24 protein-coding genes are annotated in these 19,942 nt (G+C 71.0%); 19 read left to right on the top strand and 5 right to left on the bottom strand.

The features are described 5' to 3' along the window. From ACTWQJ_RS23125 to ACTWQJ_RS23090, 8 genes are all read left to right on the top strand, one after another. A partial coding sequence (locus ACTWQJ_RS23125) for an ABC transporter permease (RefSeq protein WP_443308516.1) occupies positions 1–342 on the top strand: 342 nt, incomplete at its 5' end. 57 nt (positions 343–399) lie between these two features. Next, positions 400–1,566 carry a hypothetical protein gene (locus ACTWQJ_RS23120; protein ID WP_443308515.1) on the top strand — a complete coding sequence of 389 codons (1,167 nt, stop codon included), beginning with the start codon at positions 400–402 and terminating at the stop codon, positions 1,564–1,566. Next, a complete protein-coding gene (locus ACTWQJ_RS23115) occupies positions 1,566–2,963 on the top strand; it encodes an FAD-binding oxidoreductase (RefSeq protein WP_443308514.1) in 1,398 nt (465 codons plus the stop codon). Before ACTWQJ_RS23120 ends, ACTWQJ_RS23115 begins: the two co-directional genes overlap by 1 nt. A 2-nt stretch (positions 2,964–2,965) precedes the next feature. Next, positions 2,966–3,739, top strand: a complete 774-nt coding sequence (locus ACTWQJ_RS23110; protein ID WP_443308513.1) for a creatininase family protein — start codon at positions 2,966–2,968, stop codon at positions 3,737–3,739. 68 nt (positions 3,740–3,807) lie between these two features. Next, complete coding sequence (locus ACTWQJ_RS23105) at positions 3,808–4,236, top strand: cupin domain-containing protein (protein ID WP_443308512.1); 429 nt, start codon at positions 3,808–3,810, stop codon at positions 4,234–4,236. Next, a complete protein-coding gene (locus tag ACTWQJ_RS23100; protein ID WP_443308511.1) occupies positions 4,233–5,756 on the top strand; it encodes an amidase in 1,524 nt (507 codons plus the stop codon). The genes ACTWQJ_RS23105 and ACTWQJ_RS23100 overlap by 4 nt, the downstream gene beginning before the upstream one ends. Continuing rightward, positions 5,749–6,501, top strand: coding sequence for a cysteine hydrolase family protein (locus ACTWQJ_RS23095; RefSeq protein ID WP_443308510.1), 753 nt, complete (start codon positions 5,749–5,751; stop codon positions 6,499–6,501). The genes ACTWQJ_RS23100 and ACTWQJ_RS23095 overlap by 8 nt, the downstream gene beginning before the upstream one ends. Beyond that, positions 6,498–7,559 carry an acetamidase/formamidase family protein gene (locus ACTWQJ_RS23090; RefSeq protein ID WP_443308509.1) on the top strand — a complete coding sequence of 354 codons (1,062 nt, stop codon included), beginning with the start codon at positions 6,498–6,500 and terminating at the stop codon, positions 7,557–7,559. Before ACTWQJ_RS23095 ends, ACTWQJ_RS23090 begins: the two co-directional genes overlap by 4 nt. A 114-nt stretch (positions 7,560–7,673) precedes the next feature. Here the strand turns inward: ACTWQJ_RS23090 and ACTWQJ_RS23085 are convergent, their stop codons facing one another. Together ACTWQJ_RS23085 and ACTWQJ_RS23080 are read right to left on the bottom strand one after the other, a co-directional pair. Beyond that, on the bottom strand, positions 7,674–7,958 hold the full coding sequence (locus tag ACTWQJ_RS23085) for a hypothetical protein (RefSeq protein ID WP_443308508.1): 285 nt from the start codon (positions 7,956–7,958) through the stop codon (positions 7,674–7,676). After that, positions 7,955–8,242, bottom strand: coding sequence for a hypothetical protein (locus ACTWQJ_RS23080; protein ID WP_443308507.1), 288 nt, complete (start codon positions 8,240–8,242; stop codon positions 7,955–7,957). The genes ACTWQJ_RS23085 and ACTWQJ_RS23080 overlap by 4 nt, the downstream gene beginning before the upstream one ends. Positions 8,243–8,451: 209 nt before the next feature. Here ACTWQJ_RS23080 and ACTWQJ_RS23075 point away from each other — a divergent pair, with 209 nt between their 5' ends. Both ACTWQJ_RS23075 and ACTWQJ_RS23070 read left to right on the top strand, forming a co-directional pair. Continuing rightward, a complete protein-coding gene (locus ACTWQJ_RS23075) occupies positions 8,452–9,294 on the top strand; it encodes a helix-turn-helix domain-containing protein (RefSeq protein ID WP_443308506.1) in 843 nt (280 codons plus the stop codon). Beyond that, the gene (locus tag ACTWQJ_RS23070; RefSeq protein WP_443308505.1) at positions 9,276–9,485 is read left to right on the top strand and encodes a DUF397 domain-containing protein; all 210 of its coding nucleotides are present in this window, start codon (positions 9,276–9,278) and stop codon (positions 9,483–9,485) included. The genes ACTWQJ_RS23075 and ACTWQJ_RS23070 overlap by 19 nt, the downstream gene beginning before the upstream one ends. A 21-nt stretch (positions 9,486–9,506) precedes the next feature. Here the strand turns inward: ACTWQJ_RS23070 and ACTWQJ_RS23065 are convergent, their stop codons facing one another. After that, positions 9,507–10,283 (bottom strand): IclR family transcriptional regulator, encoded by a 777-nt coding sequence (locus ACTWQJ_RS23065; RefSeq protein WP_443308504.1) that lies wholly within the window; start codon positions 10,281–10,283, stop codon positions 9,507–9,509. Between the two features lie 80 nt (positions 10,284–10,363). On the opposite strand from ACTWQJ_RS23065, the gene ACTWQJ_RS23060 reads away from it, so the two are divergent. The 4 genes from ACTWQJ_RS23060 to ACTWQJ_RS23045 are packed head-to-tail and all read left to right on the top strand — an operon-like array spanning position 10,364 to position 14,430. After that, positions 10,364–11,533, top strand: coding sequence for a cupin domain-containing protein (locus ACTWQJ_RS23060; RefSeq protein WP_443308503.1), 1,170 nt, complete (start codon positions 10,364–10,366; stop codon positions 11,531–11,533). Next, on the top strand, positions 11,530–12,369 hold the full coding sequence (locus tag ACTWQJ_RS23055; RefSeq protein WP_443308502.1) for a fumarylacetoacetate hydrolase family protein: 840 nt from the start codon (positions 11,530–11,532) through the stop codon (positions 12,367–12,369). The genes ACTWQJ_RS23060 and ACTWQJ_RS23055 overlap by 4 nt, the downstream gene beginning before the upstream one ends. Beyond that, on the top strand, positions 12,369–13,079 hold the full coding sequence (locus ACTWQJ_RS23050) for a maleylpyruvate isomerase family mycothiol-dependent enzyme (RefSeq protein WP_443308501.1): 711 nt from the start codon (positions 12,369–12,371) through the stop codon (positions 13,077–13,079). Before ACTWQJ_RS23055 ends, ACTWQJ_RS23050 begins: the two co-directional genes overlap by 1 nt. A 34-nt stretch (positions 13,080–13,113) precedes the next feature. Then, entirely contained in the window at positions 13,114–14,430 is a 1,317-nt protein-coding gene (locus tag ACTWQJ_RS23045; protein WP_443308500.1) for an FAD-dependent oxidoreductase, read from the top strand. Positions 14,431–14,532: 102 nt separating this feature from the next. Here ACTWQJ_RS23045 and ACTWQJ_RS23040 read toward each other — a convergent pair whose 3' ends face one another. After that, entirely contained in the window at positions 14,533–14,946 is a 414-nt protein-coding gene (locus ACTWQJ_RS23040; protein ID WP_443308499.1) for a VOC family protein, read from the bottom strand. 191 nt (positions 14,947–15,137) lie between these two features. Between ACTWQJ_RS23040 and ACTWQJ_RS23035 the strand changes: the two genes are divergently transcribed. The 5 genes from ACTWQJ_RS23035 (at position 15,138) to ACTWQJ_RS23015 (ending at position 19,412) form a co-directional block, all read left to right on the top strand. Next, positions 15,138–15,788: a hypothetical protein gene (locus ACTWQJ_RS23035; RefSeq protein WP_443308498.1), complete on the top strand. Its 651-nt coding sequence runs from the start codon at positions 15,138–15,140 to the stop codon at positions 15,786–15,788. 145 nt (positions 15,789–15,933) lie between these two features. Further along, entirely contained in the window at positions 15,934–16,917 is a 984-nt protein-coding gene (locus ACTWQJ_RS23030; protein ID WP_443308497.1) for a carbohydrate kinase family protein, read from the top strand. A gap of 61 nt (positions 16,918–16,978) precedes the next feature. Then, entirely contained in the window at positions 16,979–17,857 is an 879-nt protein-coding gene (gene metF / locus ACTWQJ_RS23025; RefSeq protein WP_443308496.1) for a methylenetetrahydrofolate reductase [NAD(P)H], read from the top strand. A 452-nt stretch (positions 17,858–18,309) separates the two neighbouring features. Continuing rightward, positions 18,310–18,924 carry a response regulator transcription factor gene (locus ACTWQJ_RS23020; RefSeq protein WP_443308495.1) on the top strand — a complete coding sequence of 205 codons (615 nt, stop codon included), beginning with the start codon at positions 18,310–18,312 and terminating at the stop codon, positions 18,922–18,924. A 38-nt stretch (positions 18,925–18,962) separates the two neighbouring features. Beyond that, positions 18,963–19,412 carry a nitroreductase/quinone reductase family protein gene (locus tag ACTWQJ_RS23015; RefSeq protein WP_224736382.1) on the top strand — a complete coding sequence of 150 codons (450 nt, stop codon included), beginning with the start codon at positions 18,963–18,965 and terminating at the stop codon, positions 19,410–19,412. 115 nt (positions 19,413–19,527) lie between these two features. On the opposite strand, the gene ACTWQJ_RS23010 is transcribed toward ACTWQJ_RS23015, so the two are convergent. After that, a partial coding sequence (locus ACTWQJ_RS23010; RefSeq protein ID WP_443308494.1) for a biotin/lipoyl-containing protein occupies positions 19,528–19,942 on the bottom strand: 415 nt, incomplete at its 5' end.

Below are 19,942 nucleotides of genomic sequence, written 5' to 3'. Positions count from 1 at the left end.
TCCGTGGACCGCGCACACCACGACCTCTTCACCCTCCAGAAGGCGAGCCGCTGGGACCGCCTGCGCAAGCTCGAACTGCCCGCGGCGCTCCCCGCCATCTTCACCGGGCTGCGTACCTCCTCCGGGCTCTCCGTCATCGGCGCGATCGTCGGCGACATGTTCTTCAAGCAGGGCGCGCCCGGCATCGGCACCCTCCTCGACGTCTACCGCTCACGCCTGCAGTCCGAGGACCTCTTCGCCGCGATCATCCTCGCCTCCCTCTTCGGGGTCGCCGTCTTCGCGCTCTTCACGCTCCTGTCCCGCCTCGCCATCGGTTCCTGGCACGCGTCCGGCCGCAGCTGAGCCGGCCCCACCCCCCCCTCTCCGCTTCCTCGTCAGAGCCCCTCCCGGGAGACAGCCATGCCAATTTCCGTCAGAAGAAGCCTTGTTGCGGGACTGAGTACCTCGCTCCTCCTCGCCGCCACCGGCTGCGGCGCCGGCGCCACCACAGCCGGGTCCTCTGCCGACCTCGAGCCCGCCCCCGCCGCCCAGCGCCTCGACAAAGTCTGCCCCGCCACCGTTGTGGTCCAGGCCGACTGGGAGCCCGAGGCCGAACACAGCCCGGTCTACAACCTGGTCGGCGCCGGCTACACCGTCGACACCGACAAGAAGCGGGTCACCGGCCCGCTCGTCATCGGCGGCAAGGACACCGGCGTCAAGATCCAGGTACGGGCGGGAGGTTCGGCCGTCGGGTTCCAGAGCCCGGCCTCGCAGATGTACATCGACCAGTCCATCACCCTCGGCATGGTCACCACCGACAGCGCCATCCAGGCGGCCGGCAAGCAGCCCGTCACCGCGGTTGCCGCGCTGATGAAGAAGAGCCCGCAGGTCCTGATGTGGGACCCCGAGACCCACCCGGACTGGCAGACCGTCGCCGATATCGGCAAGAGCGACGCAAAGGTCGTCCACCGCGACGGCGAGATCTTCGCCCCGATGCTGGTGTCGAAGGGGATCATCAAGAAGAGCCAGCTGGACGGGAGCTACGACAGCGCACCGTCCCGCTTCGTCGCCGACCCCTCCATCGCCCAGCAGGGCTTCGCGACCGCGGAACCGTACCTCTACGAGCACGAGATCGCCGCCTGGAAGAAGCCGGTCAAGTTCCAGCTGCTGGCCGATGTCGGCTACACCGTCTACCCGCAGGCACTCTCCGTCCGCGCCGGCGCACTGAAGAAGCTCAGCCCCTGCCTGAAGAAGCTGGTCCCCGTCATCCAGCAGTCGGCCGCCGACTTCGCCGCCGCACCGGACACAGCGATCACGCTCATCGACGACATCGTGAAGCAGTACGGCACGAGCTGGGTCTACTCCAAGGGCACCGGCCAGTACGCCGCCAAGGAGATGGTCGAGCTCGGCATCCTCGGCAACGAGGCCGACGGATCGATCGCGAGCTTCGACACGAAGCGCGTCGCCGACTCCCTGAAGACCTTCGGACCGATCCTCACCAAGGGCGGCGTCAAGATCCCGGCCGACCTGAGCGCCGACGACCTGGCGACCAACGCATTCATCGACACCAAGATCGGAATGAAGTGATGGCCGTCGACCCCAAGAGCACGACTCTGTCCGCCGCCGAACTGCGCCGGATGACCGAACTTGTCGCAGACGACGCGCTGTCGGGCGTCGGCCCAGGTGCCACGCACCGCACCTGCGGCATCGATGAATTCTGTACAGAGGCTGCCGCACTGCTGGGCGAGGATGCCGTCGTACGCGAGGACTCCGCCCTCGACAAGGCGTCCCGCGACTGGGCGCACATGTCTCCGATCCTCGCCGGCAAGCTCCCCGCCGGTCGCGCCGAGGTGGTGCTGCGCCCGTCGTCGTACGAGCAGATCCCGCCCCTCGTCGCCCTCGCCCACCGCCTGCGCATCCCGCTCACCCCGCGCGGCAAAGGCACCGGCAACTACGGCCAGGCGATCCCGCTGCACGGCGGCGCCGTCCTCGACCTCACCGGATGCGGACGCATCCTGGCCGCGGGCGACGGGTGGATCAGGGCCGAGGCGGGCGCAAAGATGTCCGACCTGGAGGCGCATGCGCGCACGCTGGGCCAGGAGCTGTGGATGTTCCCCTCCACCTTCGGGACATCGCTCGGCGGCTTCCTCTCCGGTGGGAACGGCGGCACGGGATCGCTCGCCAACGGCACCAACGGGGACGGTTTCGTACGGGAGCTGACCGTCGTCCCGTGCACAGCGGAGGCCGAGCCCTTCACCGTACGCGGCGAGGAAGCACTCCCGTACATCCACGCCTACGGCACCACCGGCATCACCACGACCGCGACCGTCGCACTTCAGCCGGCCCGCGTCTGGACCGGCCTTTTCGCCTCCTTCGACACGTGGACCTCCGCCACCGCCGCGCTCAGCGACCTCGTACGCCTGGAGCCCGCCCCGCGCCTGGTCTCCCTCGACGAGCCCGGCCTCGTCGAGACCTTCGAGGCCGACCCGGCCCTCGATCCGGCCGCGCTGAGCGTCCGCGCGATCATCGAGGAGCAGGCCGGGGACGACGCTCGGGCGATCATCGAGAAGCACGGGGGCCGGGTGACGGAGGTACGTCCCGCGCCGCGCGGTCCCGCCCTCATCTCCTCGCTCTCCTTCAACCACCCCACGTACCACCTGATGAAGGCCAAGGACGGCTACTTCCACCTGGAGATCGGCGGCGATGTACTGCTCGGCGACCCGGCGGCGGTCAAGACCGTCTTCCCGGGGACGGTGCTGCACCTGGAGGGGATGCGCTCGGGGACCGTCGGCATGCTGATGGCGCACTACCAGGACGAAGCCACCGTGTACGAGGGGATCGCCGCCCTGGAGGCACTGGGCGTCGGCGTCCATGACGTCCACAACTGGTACGTCGACCGGCGCATCGACCTCGTCCGTGCCACCGCCCGCACCGCCGACCCGCTGGGGCTGCTCAACCCCGGCCACCTCCTGGGAGCGCGCTGACCATGGCCTTCACCCGCTTCACCGACCTCAGCGGACCGTCGGTCACCGACCTGTCCGCCGACACCGTGGCCGTCCTTCCCGTCGGCGCGATCGAACAGCACGGGCCCCATCTTCCCGTCGCCACCGACTACTTCATGGCGGAGGCGATAGCGGAGGGCGCCGCCCTGGCCGCATCCGACAGCTGCGACATCACGCTGCTGCCGGGCCTCGCGTACACCAAGTCCGACGAACACGCCTGGTCGCCCGGGACGCTGTGGCTCAGCGCCTCGACGCTCTTCGCGGTACTGGACGACCTGGGACGCTCTCTCGCCACGGGGCCCGTCCGGCGGCTCGCGTTCCTCAACGCGCACGGCGGCAACAGTGCGCTGCTGGGAGTCGCTCTGCGCGAACTCCGCACCAAATACGGTCTGTTCACCTTCCTGCTGCACGCCGCGCTCCCTGCGGACCAGGGCGGCGCGTCCCCGTCCGGCGAGCTGGGTCTGGGGGTGCACGGCGGGCTGAACGAGACCGCGGCGATGCTCCACCTCCACCCGGAGACGGTGGACATGTCGCTGGCCGAGCGGAGTGTCCCCGAGCACCTGACCGCCTACGAGCACATCGGCTTCGGCAAGTCCGTCTCCTTCGGCTGGACGAGCGACGACTTCGGTACGGGCAACGGCGTCATCGGCGACCCCACCGGAGCCACCCCCGAACTCGGCCGCAAGCTCGTCGACACCGCCATCGCCGACAACGCGGCCGCACTGCGCGAGTGCGCCCGCTTCCTGCCTTCCGCCTGACCGCCTTCAGCCTTTTTTGATCGCCTGCCGCCTGACCGCCTTCCGCCTGACGTTCGAGGACACCCGCCATGGCCATCCCCCCGCTCCACAAGCCGCTCAGCGAGATCACCGCCCACCACATCACCGCGGGCGACACGGTCAAGCTCGCCGTCCTCACCGGACCGGCCGACGGCTCACCGACCACCGTCGTCTTCGAGGTGTGGGAGCCGGGCGGCGCCCAGCCGCTCAACTGGCACCCCGAGTCCGTGGAGACCTTCGTGGTGCTCGCGGGCGAGGGCCGCGCGGTCAGCGACGAGCACGAACGCGACCTCGCACCGGGTGATGTCCTCGTCCTGCCCCTCGGCTCCAAGCACCGGATCACCAACACCTCGGCCACCGAGCGGCTCTACACCCTCACGATCATGTCCCCCGACGAGGGCTTCGCCGACCTGATCCAGCGCGGCCCCTCCGCGGTGCTCGACGACGTGGACCTGGCCGTCCTCGGAGCCGCCCGATGAGCGAACTGCTCGACGCCTTCTGGTCGTACGAACAGGCCCTCGGCGCCAATGACGTGGCGGGCCTCGACCACTGGTTCCTGGACGCCCCGGACACGGTGCGCGCCGAGGGTTCCATGGTGCTGAGCGGGCACGCGGCCATCTCGGACTTCCGTCGCGGCCGCAGCGGGGGAGCCCCGGCCCGTACGGTCGAGCGCGTCCATGAGGTGCGGATCGCCGAGGACGTCGCCGTACTGACCGCCGAAACGCTGCGGGCCGGCGGGTCACGCGGGATGCAGACACAGGTGTGGCGGCTGACGGAGGAGGGCTGGCGGATCGCGGCCGCGCACGTCAGCGCGGTGCCGGATCCGGTGGCCGACGAGGCTCCGGACCCGGCGGTGTGGCGGGTCCTGGGCGAGCCGCTCGTCGCGGGGGCGGAGGAGGGGCCGCTCGCCGGTGTACGTACCGCCGTCAAGGACCTCTTCGCCGTTGCCGGACAGCGGATCGGCGGGGGCAATCCGCAGTGGCTGGCCGATGCGCCGATGGAGCCCCGACATGCCGACGCGGTGAGGGAACTGCTCAGCGCGGGCGCCCAGCTCGCCGGGATCGCCCACACCGACGAACTCGCCTACAGTCTCGCCGGGACCAACATCCACTACGGCACCCCCGTCAACCCCGCCGCCCCCGGCCGGATCACCGGCGGCTCCAGCAGCGGCCCGGCGGCGGCGGTCGCCCGCGGTTGGGCGGATCTGGGGCTGGCCACGGACACCGCGGGCTCGATCCGGGTCCCCGCCTCCTACTGCGGCCTCTACGGCTGGCGCCCCACCCACGGAGCCGTCCCCACCGGCGGCCTGCTCCCGCTGGCCCCGTCCTTCGACACGGCGGGACTGCTTGCCCGGGACCCCGACCTGCTGCGTACAGCGGCGAAGGTGCTCCTGCCCCGGGACGACGAAGCCCCGATGACCACGCTTCTGGTCGACGACGCCCTCACCGCGCTCGCCGAACCCGAGGTCCAGGCATCCTTCGAGGCGGCATGCCGGGCGCTTTCCCTCCGTACCGGCCTGGAGCTCGTACGGACCGACACGGGCATGGCCCCACACTTGGAGGAGTGGCTGCCCGCCTTCCGTACCGTCCAGGCGGCCGAGGCGTGGGCCGCGCACGGGGAGTGGATCGAGAAGCACCCAGGCGCGCTGGGGGCCGACATCGAGGCCCGGTTCGCCGGGGGGAGCCAGGTCGCGGAGGGTGACGTGCGTGACGCCACCTCCACGCTCCTGTCCGCCCGTTCGGTCATCGTCGAAGCCCTCCCGCCCGGCACCGCGCTCCTTCTCCCCGCCACGAGCAGCCCGGCCCCCCGCGCCGATGCGACACCGGCCGAGGTCGAGACCGTACGAGCCGCAACCCTCCGCCTCACCTGCCTTGCCTCGCTCGCCGGGCTGCCCGCCGTCACCATGCCCCGGCTGCGGGTCCGAGACCTCCCGGTCGGCCTCTGCGCGATCGGCGCACCGGGCACGGACCACGCCCTCCTGGAGCTGACCCATGCATGAAATCGGCCCCAACTCCCGCAACTCCTGGCGCGCGGACGCCACACACGTCGACCTCCGCCGCCCGCAGCGCCCGGCCCGCCCCGTGACCGTGGAGGCTCAGCCCCAGATCCTGACGCTCGACCTGGCATCGACGGCGATCGTCGTCATCGACATGCAGAACGACTTCTGCTCGCCCGACGGCTGGCTGGCCTCGATCGGCGTGGACGTCTCCCCGGCCCGCACCCCCATCCCCGTACTCCAGCGGCTCCTCCCCGCCCTCCGGGCGGCCGACGTCCCCGTCGTCTGGCTCAACTGGGGCAACCGCCCCGACCGCGCGAACCTCCCGCCCGGCGTCCTCCACGTCTACGACCAGGACGGAACCGGAGGCGGCCTCGGCTCCCAACTGCCCACCGGAGCAAGGGTCCTGGAACGCGACAGCGCGTCCGCCGGTATCACCGCACCCCTCGTTGCGGCACCCGGCGACCTGCACATCGCCAAGTACCGCATGAGCGGCTTCCAGGACACCGAACTCGACAGCGTCCTGCGCAATCTCCGCGCCGACACGCTCCTCTTCGCCGGAGTCAACGCCGACCAGTGCGTCCTCGCCACCCTCATGGACGCAGCGAGCCTCGGCTACGACGTGCTGATGCTGGAGGACGCGGTGGCCACCACCTCACCCGCGTACTGCATGGACGCCACCGTCTACAACGTCCGCCAGTGCTTCGGCTTCACCCTCACCGCCGCCGACCTCCAGGAAGCCCTGTGACCCTCCTCCAACCCCACCGGGGCCCCGTCGACGGCGACCACTACCTGCCCGCAGACCCAGCCGCAGTCCACTGGGGTCTGCTCCCCAACGCCCGCTCCAAGCCGGCCCTTTCGGTCCCCTCCGGCGCGACCGTCAGCCTCGACACCATCAGCCACGAGGGCATCCTCGCCGACCAGGGCCGAGACCCGGCCGCCTTCTTCGCCGCGGCCGGCATCCACGGCATCCTCCACGACACGGCCGAACTCGCTGCTTCCACCCGCCTTCACGACCCCGCCGCCCACGGCCCGCACGTTGTCACAGGACCCGTCCACATCCAGGGGGCCGAGCCCGGCGACGTACTCGAAGTGGAAGTCCTCCGCCTGCGCCGCCGCGCCCCCTACGGCGTGATCAGCAACCGCCACGGCAAGGGTGCGCTCCCCGGCGAATACCCCCAGGGCCCCGGCCCCGACCCGGTCAGCCTGGTCGCCACCGTCGACGACGGCGGCCGTGGCCGCCTCCCCGTGGGCGACGGTCGCGACATCCGCTTCCCGCTCCGTCCCTTCCTCGGCATCATGGGCACCTCCCCCGCCACCGAAGCCCCGGTCCACTCGGTGCCTCCCGGCCCGCACGGAGGCAATCTCGACGTACGCCACCTCGGCGTCGGCGCCCGCCTCTTCCTCCCCGTTGCCGTCGAGGGCGCCCTCTTCTACGCCGGCGACCCGCACTTCTCCCAGGGCGACGGCGAAGTGGCCCTCACCGCCTTCGAAGCCCCTCTGCGCGCGACCCTCCGCCTCACCGTCCACCGCGACTCCGCCCTCCGCCGACTCGCATCCCGCCTGCGCGCCCCCTTCGCCGAGACCGACACCGAGCACATCGTCATGGGCCTGGACACCGACCTCGACGAGGCGATGCGCCATGCCGTACGCGACGCCCTCACCCTCCTCGACGAGCGCTTCTCCGTCCCCGGCCCGGTTGCCCTCGCCTACCTCAGCGCGGCCGCCGACTTCCAGGTCTCCCAGGTGGTCGACATCGTCAAGGGCGTCCACTGCCGCATTTCCAAGGCGGACCTGACCTTTTGACGCCGCACTGCTCGCGCTCTGCCAGGGGGAGCGAGCCTGGATCTCCGCGGTCATGGCGATGCCGGCTCCTTCTTCGCGATGTCGGTTTTCACTGAACTGGGGCGTGCCCGGCGTTCACCTGATCTTCTGTTCTGTCTCTGCTGAGATCCCGTTCACGCCCAGCTTGGTCCGGCTGCGTTCGTTGGCTTGGGCGAGGCGGGCGTGGAGCAGTTCGGCGGGGGTGAGCGGCTGGATGTGGTGCGGGTCGGCGTCCCATTCCCGGCCGCCGGAGAGGGGGCGGAGCTGGAGGTACGGCCCCTCGTGGCCCATGACGATGCCGATGCGGTCGCGGGTGGTGTCGCGGACGGCGGTGCCGGGTGGGGGAGGGGCGGACTCGGGCTCGGGCGCGGGGGTGGTCATTGGGTGGCGCCCTTGGCGATGACGGTCGCGAGCGCGAGGGCGACGGGGGCGGAGCAGACGCCGAGGTGGACGAGGGCGTAGCGGGCGCTGGCGGGGGTGCGGGTGCCGTCCGGGGTGCCCTCGGGGTCGTCGGGGAGCGGGTCACTCCACGGGGTGCGGACGTCCATCGCGGGGAGCTGGATGCCGGCCTGGGTGAGGGCGGCGGCGAGGGCGTCGCGGGCGGCGGTGGCTTCCTGGAGCTTCCGGGTGAGTTCGCGGGTGCTGGGCGTGGTGGGGTTCGGCATGTGCGTCCTTCTGGGAGGGGGAGTGGGCTGGTTGCTCATTCCTGGTTCGGCTGCGTCGAGCGCGTGCGGTGAATTACCGTGCGTAGTCGGCGCATTACGAGAATGCCGTCAGGTGAGCCGGGACATGCCGTGGGCGGGGTGCCGTTCCCCGCCGGATGGCGCACGTTCCACAACTTCCACAAGTACGTCTGCGTAGGGAAGGAGCCGCGATGCCGCAGCGACGCGTCGTCACGGGCCGCAGTCAGGAACCGCGCCAACGGTTCGCCGAGGAGTTACGGCAACTGCGGGCCGACAAGGGGGACAGCCTGCGGCAGCTCGGGGAGCGGCTGGGGTGGGACTGGTCGCTGTTCGGCAAGATGGAGAAGGGGGAGACGCTGGGCGGGCCTGAGGTCGTCCAGGCGTTGGACCAGTACTTCGGGACGCCGGGGATGTTGCTGGCGTTGTGGGAGTTGGCTCGGGCGGATCACACGCAGTTCCGCGAGCAGTATCGGCAGTACATGGCGTTGGAGGCCGAGGCGGTCAGCCTGTGGCACTTCGCCGTGAGCGTGTTGCCGGGGTTGTTGCAGACGCCGGGGTACGCGCGGGAGGTTCTGGCTGCGGGTGGGCTGAAGGGGGAGGAGCTGGAGCAGCAGGTCGAGGCTCGGATGGGGCGGCGGGAGCTGCTGGACGGGGAGGATGCACCGCCGTTCCGCACGATCCTGTCGGAAGCTGTCCTGCGGACACCGCTGCGCAACGGGTCCGCTTGGCGAGAGCAGTTGGAGTACCTCGCAGAGATGGCCGAGCAGTCGAACGTGACCGTTCATGTGCTGCCGTTCAGCGCTGGCCCGTACGGCCTGGACAGTACGGACGTGTGGTTCCTGAGGCTGCCGGATGGGCGTACGGTGGCCTACACCGAGAACGCACACCGCGGCGAACTGATTGAGGGGTACGGCCCCGTCGAGCGCCTGCAGCGTGCCTACGATGCGGTGCGCGACATGGCTATGTCCCCCGCCGAGTCGCGGAAGTTCATCCTGCGCATGTTGGAGGAAGTACCGTGCGACCCCTCGCCCTGAACGCCGTGACCTGGCGCAAGAGCTCCTACAGCAACTCGGATGGCGGCGCGTGCATTGAGGTCTCCGACGACTTCGACGCCATCGTCCCCGTACGTGACAGCAAGCAGATGAACAGCCCTGTGATTGCGTTCGCGTCCGATGGATGGGCCGCGTTCGTGACGGCCCTGAAGAAGGGCGAACTCGGCACCTGACTCGCCCCCTGACCAGCGGGCTCAGCGCTGCTCGGCCAGGTCCTTCTCCAGGGCGTGTGCCGTGGTGTCCAGGGCCGTCACCAGGGACTGGAGGGTGTGTGGGTCGTAGCGCACGCTGGGCATCGACACCGACAGGCCGGCCAGCGCGGTGCCGTCCCGGTCGCGCACCGGTACGCCGACGGCGACGAGACCGCGTTCGGAACGCTCCTTGTTGACGGCGAACCCGTTGCGGCGCAGACGCCTCAGCTCCGTCCGCAGCCGGGCGAGATCCGGGCGATCGGCCGGACGGTCGCGGTAACGCTCGGGGGCGTAGACCTCCTCCAGTTCGTCGTCGGTGAGGTCGGCGAGCAGGAGCAGCCCCGCCGTCGTGCGGTGGGCCGGGAACACCATTCCCTCGCGGGAGCCGACCCGCAGTGCCTGCCGGCATTCGACGCTGGCGATGAACCGGGCCGTGTCCCCGGTGCGCACGATCAGGTTCGTGGTCTCGTCCAGCAGGTCGACGACCCGGTGCAGATGGGGCAGGGCCGCCGCGCGCAGTCGCGACACGAGGGACTGGGAGTGTGCGGCGAGTTCCAGCACCGGGCCCGCGCGGTAGACGCGGTCCTCGTCCTGCACGGCGAAGTCCCGGTAGACGAGCATCGCCAGGACCCGGTGGGCGGTCGACCTGGCGACGCCCAGCCGTTCGGCGATCTGCGACACGGTCGCGCCGCCCTCCATCTGCAGGATCGTCGCAGCCCGCAGCGCGTGGTCCACGCTGGCGATGGGGTAGGGCGGCGGTGTCTTGAGCGGTTTGTCCATGGTGGCAATGCCCTTCCCCCTTGGTTCTGCTCTCCAGAATCTACATGTTCTTTTGGCAGACGCCGTGCACGCTGTGGTCTGTGACTCAGTCCTCCATCGCCCAAGACATCGCCACGGGTTCCCCGGTCCGGCTCCAGGCCGTCTCCGCGGAGGGGCAGCCCGAGGTCACCCCGGCGCTCGAAGAGCTGTACCAGGGCTTCGAGCAGGAGTTGCTCGTCCCGCTGTGGACCGAGATCGGCGACCTGATGCCGGCCCACCCGCGTTCGCGCGCCGTGCCGCACCTGTGGCGCTGGGCGCGGCTGCGGGAGCTGGCAGCCGAGGCCGGCGACCTGGTCCCCGTCGGCCGCGGCGGTGAGCGCCGGGCCATCGCGCTGGCCAACCCCTCCCTCGGCGGCCGGCCGTTCGCCACGCCGACGCTGTGGGCGGCCATCCAGTACCTCATGCCGGGCGAGGACGCCCCGGAGCACCGGCACACCCAGCACGCCTTCCGCTTCGTCGTCGAGGGCGAGGGCGTCTGGACGGTCGTCGGGCGCGACCCGGTGGCCATGCGGCGCGGCGACTTCCTCCCGCAGGCGGGCTGGAACTGGCACGCCCACCACAACGCCACCGCCGAGCCGATGGCCTGGATCGACGGGCTGGACATTCCGTTCCAGTACGCCACGGAGACGCAGTTCTTCGAGTTCGGGCGGGACGAGATCAGCGACGCCGAGCGGATCACACCCGAGCGTTCGCGCGCCGAGCGGCTGTGGGGGCACCCCGGCCTGCGCCCGGTGTCCGCCGGCACCACCGGCCCCGGCTCGCCGCTGCTCGCCTACCGCTGGGAGCACACCGACCGCGCCCTGGCCGACCAGCTCGCCCTCGAGGCGGAGGGGTACGGCGGCACCGTGGAGCCCGGTCATGCCGCCGTCCGGTTCACCGACCCGGCGACCGGAGCCGACGTGCTGCCGACCATCCGGGCCGAGATGCACCGGATCGCGCGCGGCACCGAGACCGCTCCGGTACGCGAGACGGGCTCGTCCGTCTACCAGGTCTTCGACGGCTCCGGCACCGTCACCGTCGGCGAGACCTCCTGGTCGGTCACCCGCGGCGACCTGTTCGTCGTGCCCTCGTGGCAGCCGCTGAGCGTCCGCTCCGAGGCCGGCTCCACCGACTCCGACTCCGGCGCCCTGGACCTGTTCCGGTTCAGCGACTCGCCCGTCTTCGAAGCCCTGCGGCTCGACCGTACCCATGTGGAAGGAACCCCCCGATGAAGCTCGCCACCATCCGCCGCGACGGTGCCACCCGGGCCGTCAGGCTCGACGGTGAGGTCCTGGTCGACCTCGGCGTCCCCGACGTGGGCACCCTGCTGCGCCAGGACGACTGGGCCGAGCGTGCCGCCGCGGTGTCCGGGCCGGCGTACTCGGCGGCCGGCGCCGACTTCGCCCCCGTGGTGCCCGCCCCGTCGAAGGTGGTGTGCGTCGGCCTCAACTACCGTAACCACATCCAGGAGATGGGCCGGGACCTGCCGGAACACCCCACCCTGTTCGCCAAGTTCGCCGACGCCCTGATCGGTGCGGGCGACGACATCGTGCGTCCCGAGGAGACCGACCGCTTCGACTGGGAGGTCGAACTCGCCGTCGTCATCGGCGCGCCGGTGCGCCGGGCCCGGGGCGAGGAGGCCGAGCGGGCCATCGCGGGCTTCACCGTGCTGAACGACATCACCTGCCGCGACTGGCAGTTCCGCACCCGCGAGTGGCTCCAGGGCAAGATGTGGGACTCCACCACCCCGGTCGGCCCGTACCTCGTCACCCCCGACGAGCTGCCGGGCGGGGTCCGCCCGTCGCTGGACGTCCGCCTGCTCGTCGACGGCGAGGTCATGCAGTCCGACTCCACCGGCGACCTGCTCTTCGACCCGGTCGACCTGGTCGAGTACGTCTCCACGATCGTCCGCCTCAACCCCGGGGACATCATCGCCACCGGCACCCCCGGCGGCGTCGGCCACGCCCGCAAGCCCGAGCGCTACCTCCTCGGAGGCGAGACGGTCGTCACCGAGATCCAGGGCATCGGCCGCCTGGAGAACCGGGTCGTCGAGGAGCAGGCGTCCTGATGCGCCGGACCTTCGACGACGCCCGCCGCTGGGCCCGGCTCGGCACCGAGCTGCTGCTCGAGGCCGCCGCCGGCCTCGACGACGACGGGTTCGCCGCGCCGAGTGCCCTGCCCGGCTGGAGCCGGGCCCACGTGGCGGCGCATGTCGCCGCCAACGCCGAGGCGCTGTCCAACCTGGTGCACTGGGCCGCCACCGGCGAACCCACACCCATGTATGCCTCGCCCGAGGAACGCGCCGCCGGCATCGAACGGGGCCGTGCCCTGCCGGCCGCCGAGCTGACCGCGTGGCTGCGCGGCTCGGTGGACGCGCTGGAGACGGGGATGGCCGCGCTCGGCGAGGAGCAGTGGCGCGCGCAGGTCGTCACCGCGCAGGGCCGGACCGTGCCGGCCACCGAGGTGCCCTGGCTGCGCTCCCGCGAAGTGTGCGTGCACGCCGTCGACCTGGCGAACGGCGTGTCCTTCGCCGACCTGCCGGCCGACTTCCTCACCGCCCTGTGCGACGACGTCGTGGCCAAGCGCGCCGCGGCACCCGGCCCGGCCGTGACCCTGCGGGCACCGGCCGCCGGAGCCGCCTGGGACCTGCCGGGCGACGGCGAAGCCGTCCTGGTCACAGGCGAACTGCACGACATCGCGGCCTACCTGACCGGACGGGACGCCGGCCCGCTCACCGCAGACGGCACGCCCGCCCCCACGCTGGGCGCCTGGCTCTGACCCCGGGCCTGCCCCGCGACCGAAAGAACAGATCATGAATCCTGAATCCACCCCCGCCGGGCGGCCCGACGTCCTCGTGGTCGGCGGCGGCATCGGCGGCCTCAGTTCCGCCTACGCCCTGGCCCGCCAGGGACTGCGCGTGCGCGTCCTCGAACGGGCCAAGGAGTTCGGCGAGGTGGGCGCCGGCCTGCAGATCGCGCCCAACTGCACCCGCATCCTCGCCGAGTACGGCCTGCTCGAGGAGGCCAGGACGCTTGGCGTCGTCCCGGAGAACATGGTGATGCGTGACGCGCTCGACTCCCGGGAACTGACCCGGCTGGACCTGCGCGACCTCGAACGCCGCTACGGCTACCCGTACATGGTCATCCACCGCAGCGATCTGCACGGCATCTTCCTGCGGGCCTGCCGGCGGGCCGGCGTCGAGCTGCTGACCGACCGGACCGTCGTCGACTACGAGCACACGGACGGCGGCGCCCTGATCCGCCTGGAGGACGGCAGCACCGAGGCGGCGCCGCTGGTCGTCGCCGCCGACGGGCTGCACTCCGTGGCCCGCCGCAAGCTGGTCGGCGACGACGTGGTCAGCTCCGACTACGTCGCCTACCGCGCGGCCGTCCCGATCGAGCAGGTCCGGGACAACGGCATCGCGGAGAAGGACGTCACCGTCTACGTCGGCCCGCGCTGCCACTTCGTCCAGTACGCGTTGCGCGGCGGCGACATGTTCAACCAGGTCGCCGTGTTCGAGTCGCCCAAGGCCCTGGCCGGACAGGACGACTGGGGCACGCCCGACGAGCTCGACGCGGCCTTCGAGCGGACCTGCGGCACCGTCCGCAAGGGCATCCCGCTGATGTGGCGCGACCGCTGGTGGCAGATGCTCGACCGCGACCCGATCGAGACCTGGGTGCACGGCCGGATCGCCCTGCTCGGCGACGCCGCGCACCCGCCGCTCCAGTACATGGCACAGGGCGCGATCATGGCGATCGAGGACGGCTGGGTCCTCGCCCGGCACTACGCCCGGCTGGCCGAGGCTGCCCCGGCGGGCACCCGACCGGGCTGGGACGCCGCGCTGACGGCGTACGAGGCGGTCCGGGTGGAGCACTGCCGCCGGGTGCAGACCACGGCCCGCGCCTGGGGAGAGCTGTGGCACCTCGACGGAGAGCCCCGGCACCGGCGCAACGCGATCATGCGGGCGCGGGACACGTACGACTACTCCTTCACCGACTGGGTGTACGGCCCGACCGCGCTGACGCCGGACGAGGAGCCGGAGATGTTCACCCCGATTCCGCTGTCCTCGGCGGTCGTCGAGGACTCTGAAGGCGAACCACTGAGGGTGCCGGGGAGCGGCACACCGTGAGCACCTGCTTCTGGCGGACCTTGCCGGTTTCGCCGCGCAGGACGACGCGAGCGGCGGCTGACTCCGTGCCCGCAGCCTCGGGCAGCCGGCCGACGGCCCCGGTCAGCTCTGCCGCTGGCTGATGTTGACCATCCAGGGGATGCCGAACCGGTCCGTGCACATGCCGAACTCGTCGCCCCACATCTGCTTCTCCAGCGGCACGGACACCGAGCCGCCGGCCGACAGCTTCTCCCAGTAGCCGCGCAGCTCGGCGGCGTCGTCACCGCTGAGGGACACCGAGAAGTTGTTCCCCGGGGTGTGCTCGGTCCCGGGCGGGGCATCCGCGCCCATCAGGGTGAAGCCGCTCGGCGTCTCCAGCATCGCGTGCATGATCTTGTCGGAGCCCGGTGTGTCCGGCCGGCCGAAGTCGCCGTAGGTGTTGATGGCCAGGGTGCCGCCGAAGACCTCCTTGTAGAACTCCATGGCCCTGCGGGCGTCGCCGTCGAAGCTGAGATACGGGTTGAGGCGCGAAGCCATCGAAACCTCCCGGAAGGGCGGACAGTCACTGCTGCGCACCGTAGCGCCGGCCACTGACAACGGCCCGTCGGAGCGCCGCCCCCTCGGCGCAGTGCGGTGGCCGGGTACCGCCATGGCAGGCAGCATGTAATTCGGCCAGACCATAACGGTGTGAATCGGTCATATGTGCGGCCGGGAGAGGACTCCATTCCATGAGCGACGCGCAACAGCAGTACCGACCGCACAAGCGCCCGCGGCACCGAGCCCCGAGGGCCCTCACTGCTTTCGCCGCCGCCGGTGCCTGTGCGGTCGCGCTCGCCGCCTGTGGCGGCGACGGTGACGGCGACGGCGGCGGTACCACCTTCACTCCGCGCCCGTCGCCGCCGGCCACCGAGTCGTTCACGGGCAGTCCGCCCGCGCCCCTCGCGTCGGCGGCCCAGTCCGCGATCGAGTCCGCGCGGGCCTCCGCATCGGCCGCGGCGTCGTCCGCCTACGCGCGGGCCTCGGAGTTCGAGGCGTCCGTGTCGGCGGAGATCGCGCGTGCCAACGCTGCGGCCGAGGCCGAGTTGAAGGACGTCAAGGGCCGGGGCAACGCGACGTCCGATGTCTCGCTCACCGGCAAGCCGCGCTCCGAGACGGGTGGTCTGCTCGCCCTGGTCGTGAACATCACCAACAGGACGGACAGCACCGCCTCCTACGCGGTCCAGGTCGACTTCCGCGATCCCGACGGGAAAGTCGTCGAGACCCATTTCGTGGGCGCGGAGGACCTGGAACCGGGGGAGCGGGTCCAGCCGCTCGTCATCAGCCGCAAGCCCTCCGAGCCGAGGCTGACCGCCGAGATCGCCAAGGCCCAGCGCTACTGAACGTGCGCTCGGCCCGGTGGCTGATGTCCGCCTAACGGGTGCTTAAGCCCCGCCCCGGACGATGAACGGACCCGCCGCCGCGTACGGGCAGTACGAGCCCCGAACGCGGCTGCCGACAGTCCGGAGACAGGGGTAGGGACAGCAGATGAGAATCGCAGTCACGGGGTCGATCGCCGAGGACCATCTCATGGTCTACCCGGGCAGGTTCACGGAACAGTTCATCGCCGAGAGCCTGGACAAGGTATCGCTCTCGTTCCTGGTCGACGAGTTGGAGATCCGGGCCGGGGGAGTGGCGGCGAACATTGCCTTCGGCCTCGGTTCGCTGGGCCTGCGTCCCCTGCTCGTGGGCGCCGTGGGGCCGGGCTTCGAGGAGTACCGGGCGCGGCTGGAGCGACACGGCGTCGACACCGGACCGGTCCGGGTGAGCGAAACCAGGCACACAGCACGGTTCGTCTGCACCACGGACCGGGACCACAACCAGATCGGGTCCTTCTATGCCGGCGCCATGAGCGAGGCCCGGCTCATCGATCTGCGGACGGTGCAGGAGCGAACGGGCGCCCTCGACCTGGTCGTCGTATCGCCCAATGACCCGGAAGCGATGGTGCGGCACACCCGCGAGTGCACCGAACTGGGCGTCCCCTTCGTCGCCGACCCCTCGCAGCAGTTGGCGCGCATGGCGCGCGACGACGTCCGAGCGCTGCTGGCGGGACCCGAGTTCCTGTTCACCAACGAGTACGAGAGCGTGCTCATCCAGGAGCGAAGCGGCTGGACCGAGCAGCAGATCCTCGGCCGGGTGGGCGGCTGGGTGATCACGCGGGGTGCCGAAGGTGCCGTCGTCCAGCGAGCCGGGCGCCGCCCGGTCGTCGTCAAGTCGGTGCCGCCGTCGGGCGCGACCGAGCCCACCGGTGCGGGGGACGCCTTCCGGGCCGGCTTCCTCGCGGCCGTCGCCTGGGGGCTCGGCCTGGAGAGCGCCGCGCGGCTGGGGAGTGCCCTGGCCACCACGGCTCTGGAGTCCACCGGTACGCAGCAGTACACGCTGTCCGGTCAGGATCTGCTGGGGCGGATCCGCGACACCTACGGCGTGTCCGCGGTGGACGGGCTCGCCGCTCATCTGGCGGTGCGGCGATGACAGCCGCAGCCCCGCGGAGCGGATCGGGGTCCGGCTGTCCGAGGATGTCCGGAGAACGACGATGACGACTTTCTCCTTCGAGTTCTTCCCCCCGAAGACCGAGGTGGGCGAACGCACCCTCTGGGACGCGATCCGCCGTGTGGAAGCCCTGCGTCCCGACTTCGTGTCCGTCACCTATGGAGCGGGCGGCTCCTCCCGGGACCGGACCGTGTCCGTCACCCGGCGTATCGCCGCCGAGACCACCCTGCGGCCGGTCGCCCACCTCACCGCGGTAGGCCACTCGGTCGCGGAACTGCGCCACATCATCGGCCAGTACGCGGACGCGGGCATCCGGGACGTCCTCGTGCTGCGGGGCGATCCGCCCGGTGATCCGAACGGCCCGTGGACACCTCACCCGGCCGGATTCACCTACGCGCGTGAACTCGTCGAACTCGTACGCTCCCTGGGGGACTTCACCATCGGGGTGGCCGCCTTTCCCGAAGGGCATCCGCGGTCGCCCGACCGGGAGAGCGACCTCCGGCACTTCGTCGCCAAGTGCCGGGCGGGCGCCGACTACGCGATCACGCAGATGTTCTTCGACGTCGAGGACTATCTGCGGTTGCGTGACCGCGTCGCGGCCGCGGGCTGTGAGACCCCGATCATCCCCGAGATCATGCCCGCCACGGACGTGCGCCAGATTCGCCGCTTCGCCGAACTGTCCGGCGCAGCCTTCCCCGAGGACCTGGCCCACCGGCTGGAACAGGCCCGCCACGAACCGGACACGGCCCACCGCATCGGTGTCGAGTACGCGACGGCCATGGCCGAGCACCTCCTCACCGAGGGTGCCCCGGGGCTGCACTACATCACCCTCAACCGGTCCACGGCGGCACTGGACATCCACCGGAACATCCGGACCGCAGCAGCCTCGGTGCCGGCACCCCGCCTCACGCCCGGAGCGTGAGCCCGGCGCCGGGCGACATGGGCAGCGAGCCCCTGGCACGGACCGGGAACGGGCCGTTGGCGGGGGCTCTCGCTGTGTCTGCAACGTGCGTCCACTGTGGCCTGTTTCAGCAGCTCTTCCGCGATTTCAGGCCACTGCCGGGTCCGTGGTCCGCAGGAGTGCCATCATGCGGCTGAGGGGTCCGGGATACGGGGTGGTCGGGTTGGGCGACCAGGTTGACGTGGCAGGACGTCGTTGACACAGCCGTACTCCCATGCCACCATTTAGATAGCTCGCTACGTAATTAAGTTACCGCCTCGACATCTAGGCGCGGCGCTCCGTCTGGCTGACGCGCCGCTTGCTGGAGGAAAGTCGTAGTGCTCCCAGACCAACACCACTTACGCGATCCCGAGCACACACGACCCACATCCGTCGTCGTGCTGGGCGGCAGTCTCTTCAGTCGGATCGAGACCGTGTCGACTCTCGGCAAGGAGGAAGGATTCTCCGCAGCGGGGTATGCCGCCGACCCGGGCAAGGTGCAACGGATCATCACCGAGCGCCGGCCCGACATCGCGGTGGTGTTCGGCGCCGACGCGCTTCCCCTCATTCACGCGGTGGCGGCCAGTACACCCCGGCCGCGCCTCCTCGTCGTATCGCCCACCCACAAGCGTGGGGAAGGGGACCTCACCCGTGCCCGCATCGCCGGAGTCGTGGTCAACCGGACCAGTCACGCGACCCTGATGCCCGCGCTCAGGCTGCTGCGCTCCGGATACCTGCTCATCGCGGAACATCGCCAGTCGGGCCAGACGGTGCCCGTCCAGCGGCGTCCGCCGTGGCGGTTCGACCGGCTCACCGTGCGGGAGACCGAGGTCGTCCAGCTGATGCTGCGCGGCTGGAGCAATGTGGAGATCGCCGAAGCACTGGACCTGAGCGAAGCCACCGTCAAGAGCCATGTGCACAGCCTCATGGGCAAGCTCGAACTCAAGAGCCGGATCGACGTGATCACCACGGCCTACCGAACCGGTCTCGTACGCCCGGGCAGCCCACGGTTCACGCGGATGCCCCGCGCGGCCGCCGGCCGGCTCTGACATCCCCTTAGGACTCACGAAGAGAGATGAGCGAGATCATGGCCACGACCACTCGGCCCCCGGTTTCCCCCTTCCTGAAGTTCGGCAACAAGATGATGCAGATGTTCCACTCCATGGGCATGCCCGTGGGGCCCATGCACCTGCTGCGCGTCAAGGGCCGGGTGTCCGGCCGGGAGTTCACCAACCCGGTGGCTCCGGTGAAGATCGACGGCGACATGTACATCCTCCAGGCCTTCCCCAAGTCGGACTGGGTGAAGAACGTCCGCGCCGCCGGCCGGGGCACCATGATCCGCGGCCGCAAGGCCCGGCCCGTGCAGCTGATCGAGGTTCCGGAGGCGGAGCGGGGGCGGATCGCCCGCGAGTTCCCGACGCAGGTTCCGATGGGTGCCGGCATCTTCGTGAAGAACGGTGTGGTCGCCGACAAGAGCCCCGAGAGCTTCGAGCGGGCGGCCCCCGGAATCCCGATCTTCCGGGTCGTTCCCGTCTGACGGTCCGAACGGAAGAACCCGGCACGGCGTCCATACCGTGCCGGGTTCCTCGTGTGCTCCGGGGGAGCTGGGCGTGGGGGCGGCGAGGGCGAAGGGCCCTGAAGGCGAGCGCCGTTCAGCCCGCCGTGCGCACCTCGCACAGCGGGGCACCCCGCGACACACCGGTCCCCGCGGACACCTTGATGGCGTGCACCACGCCGGGACGGTGGGCCTTGACGGGCTGCTCCATCTTCATCGCCTCGATGACGAACAGCACGTCGCCCTCCGAGACTTCCGCGCCCTCGGCGGCGGACACCTTGACCACCGTACCGACCATCGGACTGGTCAGGACCGTGCCGTCCGATGTCGTCGCCGCCGACGAGGGACGCGCCTTGCGTCGCACCGCGGATCCGCCCGAGCGCACGGTGGTCACCGCCTTCGGTGCCGCGAGTGACTCGGGCAGCGCCACCTCCAGCCGGCGCCCGCCCACCTCGACGGTGTACGTCACCTGCTCGGGCCGCTCGGCGGTCTCGGCCGGGTCGCCCTCCCAC

Source organism: Streptomyces sp. KR55 (genome assembly GCF_052245645.1).
Lineage (GTDB): Bacteria > Actinomycetota > Actinomycetes > Streptomycetales > Streptomycetaceae > Streptomyces > Streptomyces flavusporus.
The sequence above is the reverse complement of the archived record's forward strand: the minus strand, read 5'-3'. Positions and strand labels throughout refer to the sequence as shown.

Coding starts and splice junctions, on each gene's coding strand:
- ACTWQJ_RS23120 (WP_443308515.1), top strand. CDS start 400: ATGCCAATTTCCGTCAGAAGAAGCCTTGTTGCGGGACTGAGTACCTCG.
- ACTWQJ_RS23115 (WP_443308514.1), top strand. CDS start 1,566: ATGGCCGTCGACCCCAAGAGCACGACTCTGTCCGCCGCCGAACTGCGC.
- ACTWQJ_RS23110 (WP_443308513.1), top strand. CDS start 2,966: ATGGCCTTCACCCGCTTCACCGACCTCAGCGGACCGTCGGTCACCGAC.
- ACTWQJ_RS23105 (WP_443308512.1), top strand. CDS start 3,808: ATGGCCATCCCCCCGCTCCACAAGCCGCTCAGCGAGATCACCGCCCAC.
- ACTWQJ_RS23100 (WP_443308511.1), top strand. CDS start 4,233: ATGAGCGAACTGCTCGACGCCTTCTGGTCGTACGAACAGGCCCTCGGC.
- ACTWQJ_RS23095 (WP_443308510.1), top strand. CDS start 5,749: ATGCATGAAATCGGCCCCAACTCCCGCAACTCCTGGCGCGCGGACGCC.
- ACTWQJ_RS23085 (WP_443308508.1), bottom strand. CDS start 7,958: ATGACCACCCCCGCGCCCGAGCCCGAGTCCGCCCCTCCCCCACCCGGC.
- ACTWQJ_RS23080 (WP_443308507.1), bottom strand. CDS start 8,242: ATGCCGAACCCCACCACGCCCAGCACCCGCGAACTCACCCGGAAGCTC.
- ACTWQJ_RS23075 (WP_443308506.1), top strand. CDS start 8,452: ATGCCGCAGCGACGCGTCGTCACGGGCCGCAGTCAGGAACCGCGCCAA.
- ACTWQJ_RS23065 (WP_443308504.1), bottom strand. CDS start 10,283: ATGGACAAACCGCTCAAGACACCGCCGCCCTACCCCATCGCCAGCGTG.
- ACTWQJ_RS23055 (WP_443308502.1), top strand. CDS start 11,530: ATGAAGCTCGCCACCATCCGCCGCGACGGTGCCACCCGGGCCGTCAGG.
- ACTWQJ_RS23050 (WP_443308501.1), top strand. CDS start 12,369: ATGCGCCGGACCTTCGACGACGCCCGCCGCTGGGCCCGGCTCGGCACC.
- ACTWQJ_RS23045 (WP_443308500.1), top strand. CDS start 13,114: ATGAATCCTGAATCCACCCCCGCCGGGCGGCCCGACGTCCTCGTGGTC.
- ACTWQJ_RS23040 (WP_443308499.1), bottom strand. CDS start 14,946: ATGGCTTCGCGCCTCAACCCGTATCTCAGCTTCGACGGCGACGCCCGC.
- ACTWQJ_RS23035 (WP_443308498.1), top strand. CDS start 15,138: ATGAGCGACGCGCAACAGCAGTACCGACCGCACAAGCGCCCGCGGCAC.
- ACTWQJ_RS23030 (WP_443308497.1), top strand. CDS start 15,934: ATGAGAATCGCAGTCACGGGGTCGATCGCCGAGGACCATCTCATGGTC.
- metF (WP_443308496.1), top strand. CDS start 16,979: ATGACGACTTTCTCCTTCGAGTTCTTCCCCCCGAAGACCGAGGTGGGC.
- ACTWQJ_RS23015 (WP_224736382.1), top strand. CDS start 18,963: ATGGCCACGACCACTCGGCCCCCGGTTTCCCCCTTCCTGAAGTTCGGC.